The organism is Thermanaeromonas toyohensis ToBE (assembly GCF_900176005.1).
Lineage (GTDB): Bacteria > Bacillota > DSM-521 > Neomoorellales > Neomoorellaceae > Thermanaeromonas > Thermanaeromonas toyohensis.
Genome location: NZ_LT838272.1, coordinates 3,187,501 through 3,204,279, shown reverse-complemented (window position 1 = coordinate 3,204,279; position 16,779 = coordinate 3,187,501). Strand labels below are relative to the sequence as shown.

Annotated in this window: 16 protein-coding genes and 2 pseudogenes (1 of these 18 only partly in view); 16 read left to right on the top strand and 2 right to left on the bottom strand. The window is 47.9% G+C overall.

Annotated elements, in window-relative coordinates; all coding sequences use genetic code 11:
• The first annotated feature begins 101 nt into the window (after positions 1–101).
• From B9A14_RS16130 to B9A14_RS16080, 11 genes are all read left to right on the top strand, one after another.
• Positions 102–683: a transcriptional regulator gene (locus tag B9A14_RS16130; protein ID WP_231967843.1), complete on the top strand. Its 582-nt coding sequence runs from the start codon at positions 102–104 to the stop codon at positions 681–683.
• Positions 684–740: 57 nt separating this feature from the next.
• Positions 741–1,640, top strand: a complete 900-nt coding sequence (locus B9A14_RS16125; RefSeq protein ID WP_084666833.1) for a quinate 5-dehydrogenase — start codon at positions 741–743, stop codon at positions 1,638–1,640.
• 116 nt (positions 1,641–1,756) lie between these two features.
• Positions 1,757–2,842 (top strand): polysaccharide biosynthesis protein, encoded by a 1,086-nt coding sequence (locus B9A14_RS16120; protein WP_084666832.1) that lies wholly within the window; start codon positions 1,757–1,759, stop codon positions 2,840–2,842.
• A 110-nt stretch (positions 2,843–2,952) separates the two neighbouring features.
• Positions 2,953–3,954, top strand: coding sequence for a tripartite tricarboxylate transporter substrate binding protein (locus B9A14_RS16115; protein WP_197686534.1), 1,002 nt, complete (start codon positions 2,953–2,955; stop codon positions 3,952–3,954).
• Positions 3,955–3,986: 32 nt separating this feature from the next.
• Positions 3,987–4,451: a tripartite tricarboxylate transporter TctB family protein gene (locus B9A14_RS16110; protein WP_084666831.1), complete on the top strand. Its 465-nt coding sequence runs from the start codon at positions 3,987–3,989 to the stop codon at positions 4,449–4,451.
• Between the two features lie 12 nt (positions 4,452–4,463).
• Entirely contained in the window at positions 4,464–5,975 is a 1,512-nt protein-coding gene (locus B9A14_RS16105) for a tripartite tricarboxylate transporter permease (protein WP_084666830.1), read from the top strand.
• 144 nt (positions 5,976–6,119) lie between these two features.
• The gene (locus B9A14_RS16100) at positions 6,120–6,851 is read left to right on the top strand and encodes a FadR/GntR family transcriptional regulator (protein ID WP_084666829.1); all 732 of its coding nucleotides are present in this window, start codon (positions 6,120–6,122) and stop codon (positions 6,849–6,851) included.
• A 48-nt stretch (positions 6,852–6,899) separates the two neighbouring features.
• Positions 6,900–8,156, top strand: coding sequence for a nickel-dependent malate racemase, LarAH5 family (gene larAH5 / locus B9A14_RS16095; RefSeq protein WP_084666828.1), 1,257 nt, complete (start codon positions 6,900–6,902; stop codon positions 8,154–8,156).
• Between the two features lie 107 nt (positions 8,157–8,263).
• On the top strand, positions 8,264–10,006 hold the full coding sequence (locus tag B9A14_RS16090; RefSeq protein ID WP_084666827.1) for a DNA repair helicase XPB: 1,743 nt from the start codon (positions 8,264–8,266) through the stop codon (positions 10,004–10,006).
• A gap of 127 nt (positions 10,007–10,133) precedes the next feature.
• A complete protein-coding gene (locus B9A14_RS16085) occupies positions 10,134–11,822 on the top strand; it encodes a helicase-associated domain-containing protein (RefSeq protein WP_084666826.1) in 1,689 nt (562 codons plus the stop codon).
• A gap of 100 nt (positions 11,823–11,922) precedes the next feature.
• On the top strand, positions 11,923–12,834 hold the full coding sequence (locus B9A14_RS16080) for a radical SAM protein (RefSeq protein WP_084666825.1): 912 nt from the start codon (positions 11,923–11,925) through the stop codon (positions 12,832–12,834).
• A 46-nt stretch (positions 12,835–12,880) separates the two neighbouring features.
• Here B9A14_RS16080 and B9A14_RS18070 read toward each other — a convergent pair.
• Together B9A14_RS18070 and B9A14_RS18355 are read right to left on the bottom strand one after the other, a co-directional pair.
• A pseudogene (locus tag B9A14_RS18070) lies at positions 12,881–13,072 on the bottom strand (EamA family transporter); the annotation flags it as partial.
• 46 nt (positions 13,073–13,118) lie between these two features.
• A pseudogene (locus tag B9A14_RS18355) lies at positions 13,119–13,322 on the bottom strand (EamA family transporter); the annotation flags it as partial.
• A gap of 124 nt (positions 13,323–13,446) precedes the next feature.
• Here B9A14_RS18355 and B9A14_RS16065 point away from each other — a divergent pair.
• From B9A14_RS16065 to lysS, 5 genes are all read left to right on the top strand, one after another.
• Positions 13,447–14,295, top strand: a complete 849-nt coding sequence (locus B9A14_RS16065; RefSeq protein ID WP_084666823.1) for a basic amino acid ABC transporter substrate-binding protein — start codon at positions 13,447–13,449, stop codon at positions 14,293–14,295.
• Positions 14,296–14,377: 82 nt separating this feature from the next.
• A complete protein-coding gene (locus B9A14_RS16060; protein ID WP_157110096.1) occupies positions 14,378–15,052 on the top strand; it encodes an amino acid ABC transporter permease in 675 nt (224 codons plus the stop codon).
• Positions 15,039–15,761, top strand: a complete 723-nt coding sequence (locus B9A14_RS16055; RefSeq protein WP_084666822.1) for an amino acid ABC transporter ATP-binding protein — start codon at positions 15,039–15,041, stop codon at positions 15,759–15,761. Before B9A14_RS16060 ends, B9A14_RS16055 begins: the two co-directional genes overlap by 14 nt.
• A gap of 222 nt (positions 15,762–15,983) precedes the next feature.
• Positions 15,984–16,460, top strand: coding sequence for a transcription elongation factor GreA (gene greA / locus B9A14_RS16050; RefSeq protein WP_084667214.1), 477 nt, complete (start codon positions 15,984–15,986; stop codon positions 16,458–16,460).
• 77 nt (positions 16,461–16,537) lie between these two features.
• A protein-coding gene (lysS, locus tag B9A14_RS16045) for a lysine--tRNA ligase (RefSeq protein ID WP_084666821.1) crosses the window boundary here: on the top strand, positions 16,538–16,779 show its 5' portion. It continues 1,222 nt past the right edge of the window; 242 of the gene's 1,464 nt are visible here — the first part of the coding sequence; the start codon lies at positions 16,538–16,540; the stop codon falls past the right edge of the window.

Below are 16,779 nucleotides of genomic sequence, written 5' to 3'. Positions count from 1 at the left end.
GTGGATACAAAGCGGAGAAAAAAGCATGTTGAAAATTGTCTAGGCGTAATTTAAGTGTTAACAGCACTTGCTAGCGGGGGGAGTCTCTGCTATAATTTACCGTGCACAAACTTGTGCACGGAGGAGAGGATATGGATTTTATCCGGGTGGGAGAGAAGCTCTTGGACCGGCGTAAGATATATTCTGCTGTGGAACGCATACTTGAACTCAGGGCCCAGGGTTTTTCCCAAGAAGAAGTGGCCCAGAAGGTAGCAGTAGACCGCACCTTTATCTCCCGCCTGGAAAAGTTGGGGGAAGTTCGGCGTGGGCGAAGGATCGCGGTTATAGGTTTTCCGGTGGCCAATAAAGAAGAATTGCACCAGATGCTAGAAGAGGAAGGGGTAGAGTATATTTTCCTTCTTACCGAGGCTGAACGCTGGGATTATGTTCGGCAGAAGAACGGGCTACAACTTATAAACGAGATTATGGAGATTATTGCTCGATTGAGGGAATATGACGTAGTAGTTATCATCGGATCTGACTATCGGATTAGGCTCAGTGAGGCCTTGCTGGGCCGGGAGGTAGTAGGGGTAGAGATCGGAACCTCCCCTATCCGGGAAGATCGGGTAGTGGATGTAGAAAGGTTGCGTGGCCTTATCCGCCAGTTAACCAGCCGGGAGAAAAAAGCGGCTTATCAGAGTTAAGAGCGATTAAAAGCAGGTAACTATTAATTCTTAAGAAGAAAATAAGGGGAGAGAAAAATGTTAAAGCGGGTAGTAAGCATAAGCCTGGGTTCTTCCCAAAGGGATCATGTGGCCCGCGCGGAATTTTTAGGTGTACCTTTTGAGCTATCCCGTATTGGGACCGATGGTGATATGGAGAAGATGATCTCCTTAATCCGGGAGATGGACGGTAAAGTGGATGCCTTCGGTTTAGGAGGCATGGATCTATACCTACGAGTCGGCTCCCGGAAGTATCTTTTGCGCGATGCGGCCCGGGTGGTAAGGGCAGCCCAAAAGACGCCCATTGTGGATGGTGGGGGCCTTAAGGATACCTTGGAGCGTAGGGTAATCGCTAAACTTGCTGCCCAGGGTTTTCATTTCCAGGGCAAAAAAACTTTGGTAGTCTGTGCGGTAGATCGTTTCGGCTTGGCCGAGGCTCTGGCTGAGGCGGGAGCTCAGGTCACCTGTGGAGATTTAATTTTTGGGTTGGGCCTTCCTATTCCTTTACGTTCCTTGCCCACTTTTCGTAGAGTGGCTTATTTAGTGGCGCCAGTAGTCAGGCTTTTGCCTTTTAAAATGCTTTATCCTACAGGTAAAGAGCAGGAAAAGATCGAGCCCCGGTATACCCGCTTTTATGAAGAAGCTGAGATTATAGCCGGTGATTTTCATTTTATCCGCCGGTTTATGCCGGAAAGACTCCCGGGTAAAATTATCATTACCAATACGGTAACGCCTAAAGATATCGAAGAACTAAGGAAGCGCCAAGTAAAAATCTTAATTACTACTACTCCAGAATTTCAGGGGCGTTCCTTTGGTACCAATGTACTAGAGGGGGTTCTTGTTGTTTTAAGCGGTAAACGGCCAGAGGAACTGACGCGAGAGGATTATAATACCCTCCTTGACCGTCTTGGCTTTGAACCCCGGATACTACATCTGTAGGGACTTCCCTAAAGGGATTCTGCTAAGTGCAGGTAATCAATGTTTAGGGTCTCGGGCTTAATTACTTACTTTGTTTTGGTTAGTACAGCTAGGTTCGTTCCAAGGAGGCGCTTAAATTGCATAGATTCGCTTTCATTATCCACCCCTTAGATGTTAGCGATGTGGCGCGCAAGTTCCCCATAGCTTCTCATTTGCCTTCCCGACTGGTGGAAAAACTTTTGTTGTGGTTGCCGCCTATTAAGACCTCTTACATTACAGGCGTACGTTCAGAATACGCTAGCACAGAAGGATGGTTCATATCTTGCCCTCTTACTAGCCGGCAGATGGTTACTCTTCCCGAAAGCTTTGTCCTTAAGCGTATCATCCAAGCTGGCCGCCTAGCTGAAAAGCTGGGGGCTGAGATCGTAGGTTTAGGCGCCATGACTTCGGTGGTGGGAGATGCCGGAATAACCATAGCCAGGCATTTAAATATTCCTGTGACTACGGGTAATAGCTATACAGTGGCTACGGCTTTAGAGGGGACGCGGAAGGCAGCGGAACTGATGGGCATCCATATGGAAGCTGCTCCCGTGGTGGTAATAGGGGCTACTGGCGCTATTGGCTCTGTCTGCGCTCGCATCCTGGCCCGAGAATGCCGCAATTTAACTTTGGTAGCCCGAGATGAGGAAAAGCTAGGCAACTTGCGCCAGCGTATTTTAGAGGATACAGGGAATGATGTGCGGGTTACCCGGGATATAAAAGGAGCCCTTAAAGAGGCAGAAATCATCCTTACGGTGAGTTCGGCGGTGGAAGCTATCATTGAGCCGGAATATTTAAAGCCCGGCGCTGTAGTCTGTGATGTAGCAAGGCCGCGGGACGTGTCCCGGCGGGTGGCAGAGGAAAGGGATGATGTACTGGTCATTGAGGGCGGTGTAGTGGAGGTGCCCGGGGAAGTTGATTTCCGCTTTAACTTCGGTTACCCGCCCGGCCTGGCTTACGCCTGCATGGCCGAGACTATGATCTTGGCTTTGGAAGGTAGGCTGGAGAGCTTCACTTTAGGCCGCGACCTTACTGTGGAACAGGTGGATGAGATAAGCCGCCTGGCCCGCAAACACGGTTTCCGCCTGGCGGGTCTTCGGAGTTTCGAACGACCCTTGGCTGAAGAAAAGATCTTTGCTATTCGAGAGCGCGCTCAAAAGAAGCTGATGCTATCCCCCTCCTAAAACCTTTATGAATTTTCTTGGCTTGTAAGAAGGATTTTATTAGGAGGCGTCGAATTAAGTATAAAGTGGTAAGACCACTGAACTCATATACTTATAGGAGGAGGGGGTATATGTATAAGAAAATGGGTTTTAGTTTTAAAAAGAAAATGAGTTTTTTAGGTTTATATTTAATCCTGGTTTTACTCGCTTGGGGAATAGCGGGTTGTTCTAAAGGGCAACAGGCTGCCCCTAAAGAAGATTACCCCACTAAGCAGATTACCTACCTTATTTGCTTCGATCCTGGTGGTCAGTCGGATCGGGAGGCACGGCGGCAGCAGCCTTTACTAGAAAAGATTTTAGGCCAGAAGGTGGTAATAGACTATAAAGTTGGAGGCGGTGGGGCAGTAGGCTGGAGTGAGCTCGTTCGTTCTAAACCTGATGGCTATACCATCGCTGGCTTTAACTTGCCCCATATTATCCTACAACCCATGCAACAACAGACGGGTTATAAAACAGAGCAGATAGTACCCGTGGCCCTTTTTCAATCTACACCTTTGGGTCTGGCTGTGTTAAATACTAGCCCTTATAAAACCCTCGAGGATTTCTTGGCGGAAGCTAAAAAGAAGCCTGGACAGATATCCATCGGCGGTTCGGGGACTTTCTCTGGCCATCAGTTTGCTACTATGCGGCTGGAGAAGTTAACGGGAACAAAGTTTAAGTATGTGCCTTTTACTGGTGCAGCGCCCCAGATTACTGCTTTCCTGGGGGGCCATGTAGATGCTATCTTTGGTAACTCTGATGATCTGGTCAAATATAAAGACAAGATTCGCCTCTTAGCCTTTGCTGGAAATGAGCGGTTTGAGGCCTTTAAAGAGGCTCCTACCTTTAAGGAAAAGGGTATTGACCTAGTAGAGAGCATAGACCGGGGGGTAGCGGTACCACCGGGTACACCCAGCCATATAATTAAGAAACTTGAAGCAGCCTTCCTAGAAATAGCCCGTAACCCGGATATTCAGGCCCAAATGAAGAAAGAAGGTTTTGTGCCGTTAAGCTTGGGTCACGAGGAATCTAAAGCCCATATCGCAAAACTTACTGAGCTATATAAAGGATTAGCAGCTGAGCTTAAAAAGTAACTCCCTTACCTTAAAGGGGAGAGATAAGCTTTATGCGTACTCAACGTATAGCCGATATAGTTGGGGGATTAACTCTAGTAGCCCTGGGCGCTGTGGCCCTGGTAGCTTCTTTTAGCATCCACGGGGTTACGGGGGAGCATTTGCATCCCCGTACCCTACCCCTCCTTTTAAGCTGGGTAATTCTAGGAGCAGGGGCCCTTCTTTCTATTTTAAGCTGGGCTACCCGGGGTGGGGATAAGCCCATCGACTGGCCCGACCGTGGAGGCTTTAAGCGAATATTAGTTACTTTAGTAAGTATTATTTTCTATTTGGCTTTATTGGAACCCCTGGGGTTTTCCTTAAGTAGCTTTCTTTTTATTACCTTTTTAACTTGGTATTTAGGACGTTACCGGTGGTTTATATCCTTGGGCTTAGGGATCTTAACCGCAGTTACTATTTCCCTAGTATTTGTTCGCTTTTTGGAGCTAACCTTTCCCACAGGCCCCTTAGGATGGTAGGAGGCAGGAAACATGGCGTTTTCTTGGAGTCTTCTCTGGCACGGTTTTAGCCAAGCGTTAACGCCTATAAATATCCTGTATGCCTTAATAGGTAGTCTAATTGGCACCCTGGTAGGAGTTTTACCAGGCATTGGTCCTACTTCGGCCATCGCTATTCTTTTACCTTTAACTACTATTTTACCTCCTATACCGGCTATTATCATGATGGCCGCCATATATTATGGGGCCATGTATGGCGGCTCCACCACTGCCATTGTGGTTAACATCCCCGGGGAAGCCTCCTCGGTGCCTACGGCTTTGGACGGTTTTCAATTAGCGCGCCAGGGCAGGGCTGGGGCTGCCTTGGGTATCTCCGCTATCTCTTCTTTTGTAGCGGGGACTTTAAGCCTGGTGGGGCTTACCTTCTTTGCCCCTGCCCTGGCCAGTGTAGCCTTGGCCTTTGGTCCCCCTGAATATTTTGCCCTTATGTTCATGGCCTTAAGTCTGGTGATAAGTCTATCTGGCCGGGCTTTGCTTAAAGGTTTAATCGCTACCGCCTTAGGTCTACTGGTGGCTATGGTGGGTTTAGATCCTTTAACTGGGGAAGCGCGGCTTACTTTTGGCTCGGTTTCCCTCCTGGCTGGAGTTAACTTTATCAGCGTCATCATTGGGTTATTTGCCATCGGTGAGGTGTTGGTGAATATAGAAAAGGCAGCCACTTTTATTTATGAAACTAAAGTACGGGGATGGTTACCTACTTTACAAGATATTAAGCAGAGCCTAGGGGCTATGTTGCGTTCTTCCGTTATAGGCTTTTTCCTGGGGTTGTTACCTGGATGCAGCCCAGCAGTGACTACCTTTGTGGCTTACGATGTAGAAAAGAAGGTGTCCAAGCGGCCCCATCTTTTCGGCCAAGGGGCCATCGAAGGGGTAGCCGCAGCTGAGGGAGCCAACAATGCTACTTGTAGCGGTGGCTTTGTCCCCTTATTTTCCTTCGGTATCCCTTCCGGTCCGGCCTTAGCGGTACTTTTAGGCGGCTTTATGATGTATGGGCTCCAGCCTGGACCCATGCTTTTTAAGGAAAATCCAGATCTAGTATGGGCGGTAATCGCCAGCATGTATATAGGAAATTGTATACTCTTGGTCTTAAATTTACCTTTGGTAGGTCTATGGGCTCGTATCGCCCTTATTCCCTTCCCTATTTTAGGGCCTTTAATTATTTTGTTCTCAGTTATAGGTGCTTATAGCGTACGCTTCTTAATGTTCGACGTCTGGATGGCCTTGCTTTTTGGGCTTGTAGGGTATCTCATGCGCAAACTAGGTTACCCCTTAGCTCCTATGGTTTTAGCCTCTGTTCTAGCCCAAATGCTAGAGACTTCCCTTAAGCAGTCGCTGGTTCTTTCTGGGGGTTCACCCTGGATTTTCTTCACCCGGCCTATTGCGGCAAGCTTCATGGCTTTGGCGCTTATTATGATCGCCTGGGGGTTATGGTTAAACCTCCGTGGCCGCGGGGTAGAGCTAGCCACCGAAGACGGGGAGGCTTAAAAAGACCAAGTTTTGGCCTTTCTTATTCGTTAGGCTCCCGTTCGCAAGTAAATGTAAGAACGGGTGCCTTTTTCTCTTTCATTAGCTAGATGTGCTAGAATATCATAGAAATAACCAAACTAAATCTATTCCCGGAGGAAAGAAATGAAGGCAGAGCAATCCCAAGAATTATTCCAGATAATTAAAGATCCCCGGAGCGTTTATCACCGGGTTGTAGATGAAATTAAGACTCGCATTTTTGAAGGTCGCCTTAAGCCGGGAGACCGGCTTCCAGCGGAGAGGGAATTGGCAGAGATGCTAGGGGTGAGCCGCACCTCTGTGCGCGAAGCTTTAAAGATGCTAGCTGCTGAGGGCCTGGTAAAAATCAAGCATGGACAAGGGGCCTTTATAGCCGAACAGGATCCCGATGATTACCTCCAGCAGTTTGCCAGGCGTATTTTTGTAAATCCTAAAACGATAAAAGATCTATTCGAAATCCGTAAAACCCTGGAACCGGCTGCAGCGGCCTGGGCGGCTGAGCGAGGAACGGATCGAGAACTAGAGGAGTTAGCCACCTTAATTCGCCAAACTAAAGAAAATTTGCAGCACTTGCCTAGCGGTCGTCTGTCGCTTTTGGCCCGCCATGATAGCCAGTTCCATTATAACTTAGCTAAGGCTACCGGGAATACGGTACTGGTACGTATTGTGGAAAGCTTAATGGATCTCTTAGCTGATATCCGCTCCCGCGCCCTCTCTATACCTGGGAGGGGCGAGGCCTCAGTAGAAGAGCATAGCGTAATAGTAGAAGCTCTCTTACGGCGTGATCCCGAGGCTGCCTCCATAGCTATGCTCCGGCACCTTAAAAATGTGGAGCGGCAAGTTGTACCAGAAGAGTAAACTTTAAAGGCTAAAGGTGATAAAGGACACAAAGGGGGAAAAACTGATATGCGCCTAGAAGTACCTTATGGTGAAGGTATACAAACAGCAGAGTTGCCTTATCCTTGGGAAGTGGAAGAAGTAAAATTGCGACCATACCCAGGGGTGCCAGATGAAAGGGAGGAGATTGAAAGGGCCTTAGCTAGGCCTTTAGATTTTAATTGGGAAGACCTGCGGGGAGCAAGTAACGCCGTTATCGTGGTAAGCGATTCCACTAGACCGGTGCCCAATAATCTTATCTTGCCACCATTAATCCAGAAACTTATGGAGGTGGGGTTAAAACCTTCACATATAAAAATTCTCGTAGGCACAGGTTTACATCGCCCTGCTAGCCAGGAAGAATTGGCTGCTTTAGAGGCCATAGCGGGAGGCGCAGTGGAGGTTATAAGCCATAATGCTTATGCTCCCGGGATATTAAGGGAAGTTGGCTCTTCTTTCCGGGGCACGCCGATTTTTATAAATCGCCACTACCTGGAGGCCGAAGTACGGATAATAGTGGGCATGATCGATCCCCACCAGATCGTGGGATATAGCGGTGGGGCTAAAGGAGTAGTCATTGGCTGTGGGGGAGAGGCGACCATCCGGGCTAACCACTCCCTCCTTAAACTGCCAGGGAGCGAGCTGGGTCGGGTGGAAGGTAACCCGGCACGGGAGGATATAGACGAGATAGGCGGACGAGTCGGGATAAACCTTATTGTTAATGTTATCCTTGACGGCCGAGGTCGTATCGCGCGGGCTGTGGCCGGCCATTACTTTAAGGCTCACCGTAAGGGGGTGGAGATAGCCCGGCAGATCTGTGAAGTTCCAGTAGCGGGTCCAGCAGATTTAGTCATCGCTTCCCCTGGCGGGTTTCCCAAGGATATAAACCTGTACCAAGCCCAAAAAGGATTAGCCCATGCCACACGGATTGTGAAAGAGGGGGGTACCATTATCTTATGTGCTGAATGCCGGGAAGGGGCTGGGGATGACCGCTTTGTTGAGGCCATGCGGGAAGGGCGCACAGTGGAAGGAGTTCTCACTAACTTCGCCTCCCAAGAGTTCCGCATGGGGGCCCATAAAGCTTATTTATGGTGTCGCAGTCTAAAAAAGGCCCGTGTCATCTTAGTTAGCCAGGGTATAGATTCTGAGATGGCCCGGATTATGCAAGTTACGCCCGCCCCCAATTTAACAGAGGCCCTAAAGCTTGCGGATCAGAGCTTACCCCGCGATTCCCGGGTAGTTGTACTTCCCAAGGCGAATTCTACTATTCCTTACGTAAATAAATAATAAACAAAGGGGGTTAACATAAAAGGTTTTTGATGTAAAATAAAGTGTGAAATTTAGCAGGAAAATAGGCCCAAAAAGAAGAACCTCGTTTTTAAGGGGGGCCTTCCTTGGATAAACCCCTTATAGTTCAAAGCGATCGTACTATTCTTTTAGAAGTAGATAATCCCGCTTATACCGAAGCGCGGGATTATCTTGTACGTTTTGCAGAGTTAGTGAAGAGCCCAGAGCATGTGCATACCTACCGCTTGACCCCCCTTTCTTTATGGAATGCGGCGGCCAGCGGGCTGGATGCCGAAACGGTTATACAGGTTTTAAGCGAGCTTAGCAAGTACCCCCTGCCCGCCAATGTGGTAACGGACATCCGGGAATATATGGGCCGTTACGGGAAGGTTAAGCTGGTGGCTCAAGGCGGGGAGATGTGCCTTGTTACAGCGGATCCGGCCATCGCTTTGGAGATTTTGAGCAACAAGCGGGTTAAGGAGTATATTAAGGGCCGGCGAGATGACTGTACCCTTCTCATTGACCCTTGGGAACGAGGCCTAGTCAAACAGGCCCTGATTAAGATAGGTTACCCGGTGGAAGATCTGGCCGGATATGTACCGGGTGCACCTCTTAAGTTTAACTTACGCAAGTTCACTTTAAGCGGTGAGCCTTTTAACCTGCGGGATTACCAGCGAGAAGCTGCTGAAATATTTTATGCTAGCGGCAGTTCCAAAGGTGGTAGTGGAGTTATTGTTCTTCCTTGCGGCGCCGGCAAAACTATAGTAGGCCTGGCGGTCATGGCCCTCACCCAATGTTACACCTTAATCTTGGTTACCAACGTTACTGCCGCCCGGCAATGGCTGACGGAAATCCGGGATAAAACTGACCTTCCGGAAGATCTGGTGGGTGAATATACAGGAGAGAAAAAGGAAATAAGGCCGGTAACCGTTACTACTTACCAGATTATCACCCATAGGCGTAAAAAAGGGGAAGATTACCCGCATTTTCAACTTTTTAATCAGCAAGACTGGGGCCTTATCATTTACGATGAGGTCCATCTTCTCCCAGCCCCCATTTTCCGGATCACAGCCGAGCTCCAGGCCAGGCGTCGTTTGGGATTGACGGCCACCCTGGTCCGTGAGGATGGCCGGGAGGATGATGTTTTCTCCCTTATTGGTCCTAAAAAGTATGATATACCCTGGAAACAGCTAGAGGCCCAGGGATGGATAGCTAAGGCCACTTGTTATGAAGTCCGTTTGAATCTTCCGCCGGAAGACCGCTTGTCTTATGCCGTGGCTGACGACCGGGAAAAGCACCGGGTAGCAGCCACTAACCCAGATAAGGATGCTGTGGTGGAAGCAATTGTAGAGGCCCACAAGGGAGAACAGATCCTCGTGATAGGGCAGTACCTTGAGCAACTTGAGCGCCTGGCCAAGCGTTTAGGAGCACCTTTAATTACGGGTAAGACTGCTAACCGCGAAAGGGAGCAGCTTTATCAGGCTTTCCGGGAGGGTAAGCTTCCCTGTCTTGTAGTTTCTAAAGTGGCCAACTTTGCTCTAGACTTACCAGAGGCTAGTGTGGCCATCCAGGTTTCGGGTACCTTCGGGTCCCGCCAGGAAGAGGCCCAGCGTTTAGGTAGGATCCTGCGCCCTAAAAAATCTGGGCTACCCGCAAGCTTCTATTCTTTAGTTACGCGGGATACAGTGGAACAGCAATACGCCATGCATCGCCAGCTTTTCTTAACTGAACAGGGATACCGGTATGAGATTATAGGACCCGAACGTTTGCTCTCCCAGGGAGTAGAAAAGGCTGAAAGAGGTAAGATAGTGAGCTTGGCGGAATGGAAACAGAGGGCGGGTAAAAAATAAGGGCTAAACAGAGGCTTAAGATAGACCAGAGGGAGAATTAAGATAGACATAGGAAATTTAAGATACACAGAAGGAATTATAGAATAGGAGACAGAGGCGACGGAAGGTGTATATGAGGTGATAAAGCATGGAAGATTTAGCCCAATATCTAGCGGAGGCCCCTTTGGATTTTTTACGCACCCTAGCGCATAATTTGAATATAAAAATCCCAGGAGAGCAAAAGAATAAGCGTGGGCAGCGGCAGGAAGAGCGCAAGAGTTTATATGAGGCGTTAGTTGCCTTTTTCCAGGAAGACCAAAATCTAGAGAAGCTTTGGCAGAGCCTAGGAGAGCCTGAACGCTTTTTCTTGGAGCTGGTTCATTTTAATTCTTCTTCATCCTCGGGAGCGGAGGCCTTAAGGGTAAATGAAAAGCTCAATAGACTTTGGGGAAAAGATACAGCTTGGGAAGTGCGGAAGCGGGTTTTAGATTACGGTTTGGTGTTTGTAAAACAAGAGCGATTTCAGAGGGAATATTTTCTTCTTCCTCGGGAGGTCAGAAATTTAATATATAATCAAAAGATCTGGACCTTGATAGAACCGTTAAGAAAGGAAGACCAGGATTTTGAGAGCCACGGTTTATTCCTTTTATTAGATTTCTATATCCTTCTAGCCTCGGTTTTGCAGTGGGAAGTCAAGGTGGCCCAGGCCGGGCATATTTATAAAAAGGACCGCAAGCGTATATTGAGCCTTCAGCATTTCCCCAATGAAGAGATGCGCTATGAACTTCTAGAAAGGCTAGCCTGGGGGCTTCAATTTCTGGTGGAGGGAGAAGGGAGAGCTACCTTAGGGAAAGTAGCCTGGGAATGGTTGGAGCTGCCCCAGGCTGAACAATGGGAGATGTTTACTTCCTGGTTGTTAGAGCCCCATTTTGAGGGTTCCCAAGTATGGGCAGAGCATATCATGTCTTTTCTTTTCCTGGCCCCCCGTAATAGGTGGCTATCCCTTTCTAATTTATATCGCCTGGTAGCTGATTATAACTCGGGTTCTACCCTAGAGCTAGCCTTAAGGGACATAAAGGAGCTGATACAAAAGCTCACTTGGTTGGGATTGATAGAGCTAAAAGGGGATTTAGATAAAGGAGCTATACGGTTATCCCAGCTAGGGTTGATATATGGAGAGAAATCTCTCCAGCGATCTTTAAAAGAAGATGAAGGGGTAGAGATTCCGGAAGAGCGGGTGCAAAAACTTAAAGAAGCTCTGGAAAAGCATTTTCCCGAGGTTGAAGATATAGTGGTGCAGCCCGACTTTGAAATCTTGGCGCCCCTGGAGATTAGCCCTGGGCTTCTCTTTGAAGTGGTTACCTTTGCTGATCTTAAGAGTGCAGACCGGGCCTTTATTTTTAAGCTCAATGAAAGAACCCTTTATCGAGGCTTTCTTAAGGGAAGGATGCCGGGGGACGTATTAGGGCTTTTAGAAGAGCACAGCAAGTATCCCCTGCCTTCCAACGTGCGTGTTTCCCTAGAGGACTGGGGATCCAGAATGGGGCAAATATATCTTGAACGCGGGTTACTGGTGCGGTGTCTAAAGGAGGAGCTGTCCGGTCAGATCAAAGCCTTTTTAGAAGCGCGGGGATGGTTGATAGAAGAGATCGCGCCAGGAGTTTTTTTGATCCCAGAAAACATCGCCAGGCGTTGCCTTTTAGAGCTTGAATGGAGCGGCTTTTTCCCGCAACCTCAAGTGCGCGAGCACCGACTGCCTTATTTGGTAGAGGAACAGTTAGGGGAGGAGATTTTATCAGAGGTGGTAGAAAAATTTCTGGGCCTAAAGTTTAAATAAAAGAGGAGGCCAATAAAAGAGGAGCCTTCGGGTTTAAAATATATTTCGCCAAGGATTTAAGCCTTAAACCTTTACCAATCCTTGTCAGGGTGGAAGGAGTATGGCGAGCTACCCGGGCTACTTGGATAAGCTTAAGGGAGGCAGACTCAAGGAAATAGCTTTAGAATTAATGGATCTCCTTAAGGACTGCACTGTCTGCCCCCATCATTGTCATGTGAACCGGCAGAAAGGGGAGAAGGGATTCTGCCGAGCAGGTTTTGAGGTAGAGATAGGGGGTTACGGTCCCCACTTTGGGGAGGAGCCTCCCTTAGTTGGCCGGGGAGGATCGGGGACTATATTTTTTAGCCACTGCAATTTGGCTTGCGTTTTCTGCCAGAATTACGAGATCAGCCGGGGTTGGCAGAGTGAAAAGGTTTCCTTAGAGAAACTTGCGCGTATCATGCTAGCCTTGCAAGAGCGGGGTTGCCACAATATCAATCTAGTTACTCCTTCCCATTATGTTCCCCAGATAATAGCAGCTTTAGCCATAGCAGCAGAACAGGGTTTACGTTTACCGTTAGTATATAACTGTGGAGGTTATGAGGAAACGGCAACCTTAAGGGCCATTGAGGGTATCATAGATATTTATATGCCTGATTTTAAATATGCCGATGCTGAAGTGGGTCGGCGCTTATCCAAGGTTCCTGATTATCCTCAGGTAGCCCAAGAGGCCATTAAAGAAATGCACCGCCAGGTGGGGGATCTGGAATTGGATGAGGGAGGTATAGCGAGAAAGGGGCTCATCATCCGGCATTTGGTTTTACCTGGAGGCCTAGCCGGTACTAAAGAGGTTTTAGAGTTTATCGCCCGGGAGATATCCCCTTACTCTTATATCAATATCATGAGCCAGTATTACCCAGCAGGGGAGGCCCACCGTTATCCTCTTCTCACTAGGCGGATTACAACGGAGGAGTATAGAGAGGCCCTGCGCCTGGCCTATGAAGCTAGCCCCCATTTCCGGTTGGCAGATTAATATGAGAGGACTAAAGTAGCAAGAGGGCCGACTTGTTGTTTTCTTGTTAGACTTTTTTAGCTGCAATTTGTATGAACAATATGCTTACAAGTATAAGGGCGCATCCTAAAAGTTGTTTTAAAGTTAAGATTTCGCCACCGAAGGTATAGGCGATGAGGGCACCGAAAACCGGCTCTGTAGCGAGTATCACTGCTGTGGCTGCGGCAGAGAGGTAACGTTGAACCTTTAGCTGTATGAGAAAGGCAGCAACCCATAAAACCGTGGGTTGTGGTCTTGCGCGTCCATGAGGGCCGCTCCTTTATAGTTAGGGCCAGGAGAAAGAGTGAGGCTAATATGAAACGGTAAAAGAGGAAGTGGAAGGGAGCTATGTCCTTTAGGGCTTCACGTACAAAATAAAAGGTTGCGCCCCAAACAAACGCAACTCCTAGTAAGGCTAAACCAGGTATAAGTGATTTACCCACCAAGATCACCAAGCCTAATTTTCCCATCATCACCCTTAAGCTGTCAATCAAATTTTATTCTGACGGCAGGAGTTCTTAAGGTAATGACGAAATAACACTTTCGTTTGAGAATAAATGACGTCGAAATACAAAACAAAAGGAGGAGACCTAGGTGAAAACATTTTTAAGGAACATAATCTTCTTAGCCGCGGCTATAGTGTTGGCGGTAGCTATTGTAGGCTGCGGACAAAGCAGTTCTAAGAAAGGGGCGAACAAAGAGGGCTCTGACAAGCAGCAGAGCCAGTCCAAGCCCAAATATGTAGTGGCTACTGAAGCGTCTTTTGCTCCTTTCGAATTTCGGGACGATAAGACAGGTCAGTATGTAGGGTTCGATATCGAGCTTATGAAGGCCTTGGCGGAAGTCCAAGGTTTCGACGTAGAATTTAAGGATATGGGCTTTGACGGCATCATAGCGGCGGTGAAAACCGGAAATGTAGATATGGCCATCTCCGCCATAAGCATCGATGACGATAGGAAACAACAGGTAGACTTCTCTTTACCTTACTACCAGTCCGGACTGAGCGTGGCCGTACGGGCGGACAATAACACCATCAAAGGTTTTCAGGATCTTAAGGGTAAAAGGATAGCCGTACAGATCGGCACTACCGGGGCCAAATACGTCAAGAACAACATAGAGGGGGCCCAGGTGACCGAATATAATACGGTTAACGATGCTTTTATGGAGCTAATTAATGGCGGAGTAGATGCCTTTGTAAACGACTATCCCGTGTCTCTTTATTTCATCAAGCAGGGCAACACTAAGGTAAAGATTGTGGGAGACTTAGCCAACAGCGAATTTTACGGTATTGCTATCCCCAAGGGTAAAGCTGAATTGCTGCAGAAAGTTAACGAGGGGCTTAAGAAACTCAAGGAGAGCGGTAAATACAGTGAAATCTACCGCAAGTGGTTCGGCGAAAACCCACCTGATTTCCTCCCTGGCGAACCCCCAAATAAACCTTAAGTTTGTGGTAGTATATAGTGCGTAGTGTCGTTTTGAGGTGGCACTACGCATCTTTTGTATTATACTGGGTGAGGTGGCAGCTTTGGGATTGATCTTGAAGTCCCTCCCCTATTTGCTCATGGGGGCTGTGGAAACCTTAAAGATAACCATTTTTGCCGTCTCTTTAGGGACTATATTCGGTCTTATTGTGGGATTGGGGAGAATATCGGGTCAAAGAGTTATCCGGTTCTTGGCTGCATGCTATGTGGATTTCCTACGGGGCACCCCTCTTCTGGTGCAGGTTTTTATCGTGTATTTCGGTTTTCCTCAGTTGCTAGAACAATTGGGCTCGCCCGTTACTCGTATTCCTCCCTTTGTAGCCGCTATTATTGCTTTCAGTCTCAACAGTGGTGCTTACGTGGCAGAGATATTTCGGGCCGGGATTCAATCCATCCATAGGGGACAAATGGAGGCTGCCCGGAGCCTGGGTATGACCCCGACACAGGCTATGAGATATGTTATCCTACCCCAGGCTTTCAGACGGGTGATCCCGCCTCTGGGAAACGAGTTTATCGCCCTGCTCAAAGATACCTCTTTGCTTTCCGTAATCGGTATAGTCGAACTCACCCGTAGGGGGCAGATAATAATAGCTAGCACCTTTAGACCCTTTGAGATCTGGTTTACTGTAGCCCTTATCTACTTGGTCTTAACCTTTTCTATCTCGCGCCTGGTAGACTTCTTAGAAAGGAGATTAGACATAAACGATGATAAGCGTTAGGGGGTTGAAGAAAAGCTTCGGCCGTCTGGAGGTATTAAGGGGTATAGATTGTGACATAGCTTCTGGAGAAGTGGTGGTTATAATAGGTCCGAGCGGTTCAGGTAAAAGTACCTTTCTCCGGTGTCTTAACTTGCTAGAGGAACCTACGGAAGGCTCTATAGTTATTGATGGAGTAGAACTGACTGATCCTTCAACCAATATTAACCAGGTACGCCAAAAGGTGGGTATGGTTTTCCAAAGTTTTAACCTTTTTCCCCACAAAAATGTTCTGGAGAACATAACCTTGGCTCCCATAGTGGTAAAGAAGCTCGATAGGGCAGCGGCTGAGGCACAAGCTTACGAGCTTCTTAGAAAAGTAGGCCTGGAGGATAAGGCCAAGGCTTACCCCGACCAGCTCTCCGGGGGTCAGCAACAGAGAGTAGCCATCGCCCGGGCCCTGGCCATGCAACCTAAAGTTATGCTTTTCGATGAACCTACATCTGCCCTTGACCCTGAGATGGTAGGAGAAGTTTTAGGAGTTATGCGGGATCTAGCTCGAGAGGGAATGACTATGGTAGTGGTAACTCACGAAATGGGTTTTGCCCGCGAGGTGGGTCACCGGGTGATGTTTATGGACGAAGGTAAGATCGTAGAAGAGGGTTCCCCGGAAAAGATCTTTAACTGCCCTGAGAATCCTCGTACTAAAGCTTTCTTAAGTAAGATTCTTTAGGGATAATTTGTGGAGGGGAGTCTCCTGATAGAGCCCGATTCTCCTTGACAAGGATAATAGCCCAACCTATAATACCTATAAAAGATTAACGAGCGCCAAAGACAGGGAGCACTGGGGCTTCCCCCAGTGCTTTTAACCGCTTAAGGGGAATATACTGGACTATAAGAAAGGGTAAACTAGGGTTTGCCCTTAGAAGAGAAGGCTAAAGGAGAGAGAAGGGATATGCCAGAAAAAGAAGTACTTCTTACCCTCGGCGGTCTGAAAAAGCTAGAGGAAGAACTAGAATACTTGAAATCCGTTAAGAGGCGAGAAGTAGCAGAGCGCATAAAAGAAGCCATAGGCTTTGGAGACTTAAGCGAAAACTCGGAGTACGAAGACGCTAAAAATGAACAAGCTTTCATCGAAGGGCGGATTTTAGCCTTAGAGAAAACCTTACGCCATGCCCGAGTAATCGACACCCAGGAGTTGCCGGATAACGTTGTCTCCTTAGGGTCTAAAGTCACGGTTAAAGATGTGGATAGCGGAGAAGAACTGACTTACGAGATAGTAGGCTCATTGGAAGCAGATCCTGGGGAAATGCGCATATCTGCTCAATCGCCTGTGGGCAAGGCCCTTTTAGGCCGCGAGGTAGGAACCCTTGTAGAAATTCAGGTACCAGACGGGACTCTTCGTTATCAAATCCTAAGTATTAGTAAATGAGGATAAAATTACCTTTAAATAGAGATCTCAAATAAAAGCCGGCCCTAAAAAACAAGTTTTAAGTAGGGGGATCGAGGTTGGAAATAGACAATGAGTTAATTCGGGTAAGGTTAGAAAAGCTTTCTGCTTTACGCCAAGCAGGTATCGAGCCTTATGGGGGACGCTATGAACGTACTCATTCTACCCGGGATATTATTGAGCACTTTGAAGAGCTCGACGGCCAGGAAGTAAGCATAGCAGGAAGGCTGCGGGCTATCCGGGAACATGGCAAAGCCACTTTCGCCGACCTATATGATCAGGAGGGCCGTATTCAGATTTA

Coding starts and splice junctions, on each gene's coding strand:
- B9A14_RS16055 (WP_084666822.1), top strand. CDS start 15,039: ATGATAAGCGTTAGGGGGTTGAAGAAAAGCTTCGGCCGTCTGGAGGTA.
- greA (WP_084667214.1), top strand. CDS start 15,984: ATGCCAGAAAAAGAAGTACTTCTTACCCTCGGCGGTCTGAAAAAGCTA.
- B9A14_RS16105 (WP_084666830.1), top strand. CDS start 4,464: ATGGCGTTTTCTTGGAGTCTTCTCTGGCACGGTTTTAGCCAAGCGTTA.
- larAH5 (WP_084666828.1), top strand. CDS start 6,900: ATGCGCCTAGAAGTACCTTATGGTGAAGGTATACAAACAGCAGAGTTG.
- B9A14_RS16125 (WP_084666833.1), top strand. CDS start 741: ATGTTAAAGCGGGTAGTAAGCATAAGCCTGGGTTCTTCCCAAAGGGAT.
- B9A14_RS16080 (WP_084666825.1), top strand. CDS start 11,923: ATGGCGAGCTACCCGGGCTACTTGGATAAGCTTAAGGGAGGCAGACTC.
- B9A14_RS16110 (WP_084666831.1), top strand. CDS start 3,987: ATGCGTACTCAACGTATAGCCGATATAGTTGGGGGATTAACTCTAGTA.
- B9A14_RS16085 (WP_084666826.1), top strand. CDS start 10,134: ATGGAAGATTTAGCCCAATATCTAGCGGAGGCCCCTTTGGATTTTTTA.
- B9A14_RS16115 (WP_197686534.1), top strand. CDS start 2,953: ATGTATAAGAAAATGGGTTTTAGTTTTAAAAAGAAAATGAGTTTTTTA.
- B9A14_RS16100 (WP_084666829.1), top strand. CDS start 6,120: ATGAAGGCAGAGCAATCCCAAGAATTATTCCAGATAATTAAAGATCCC.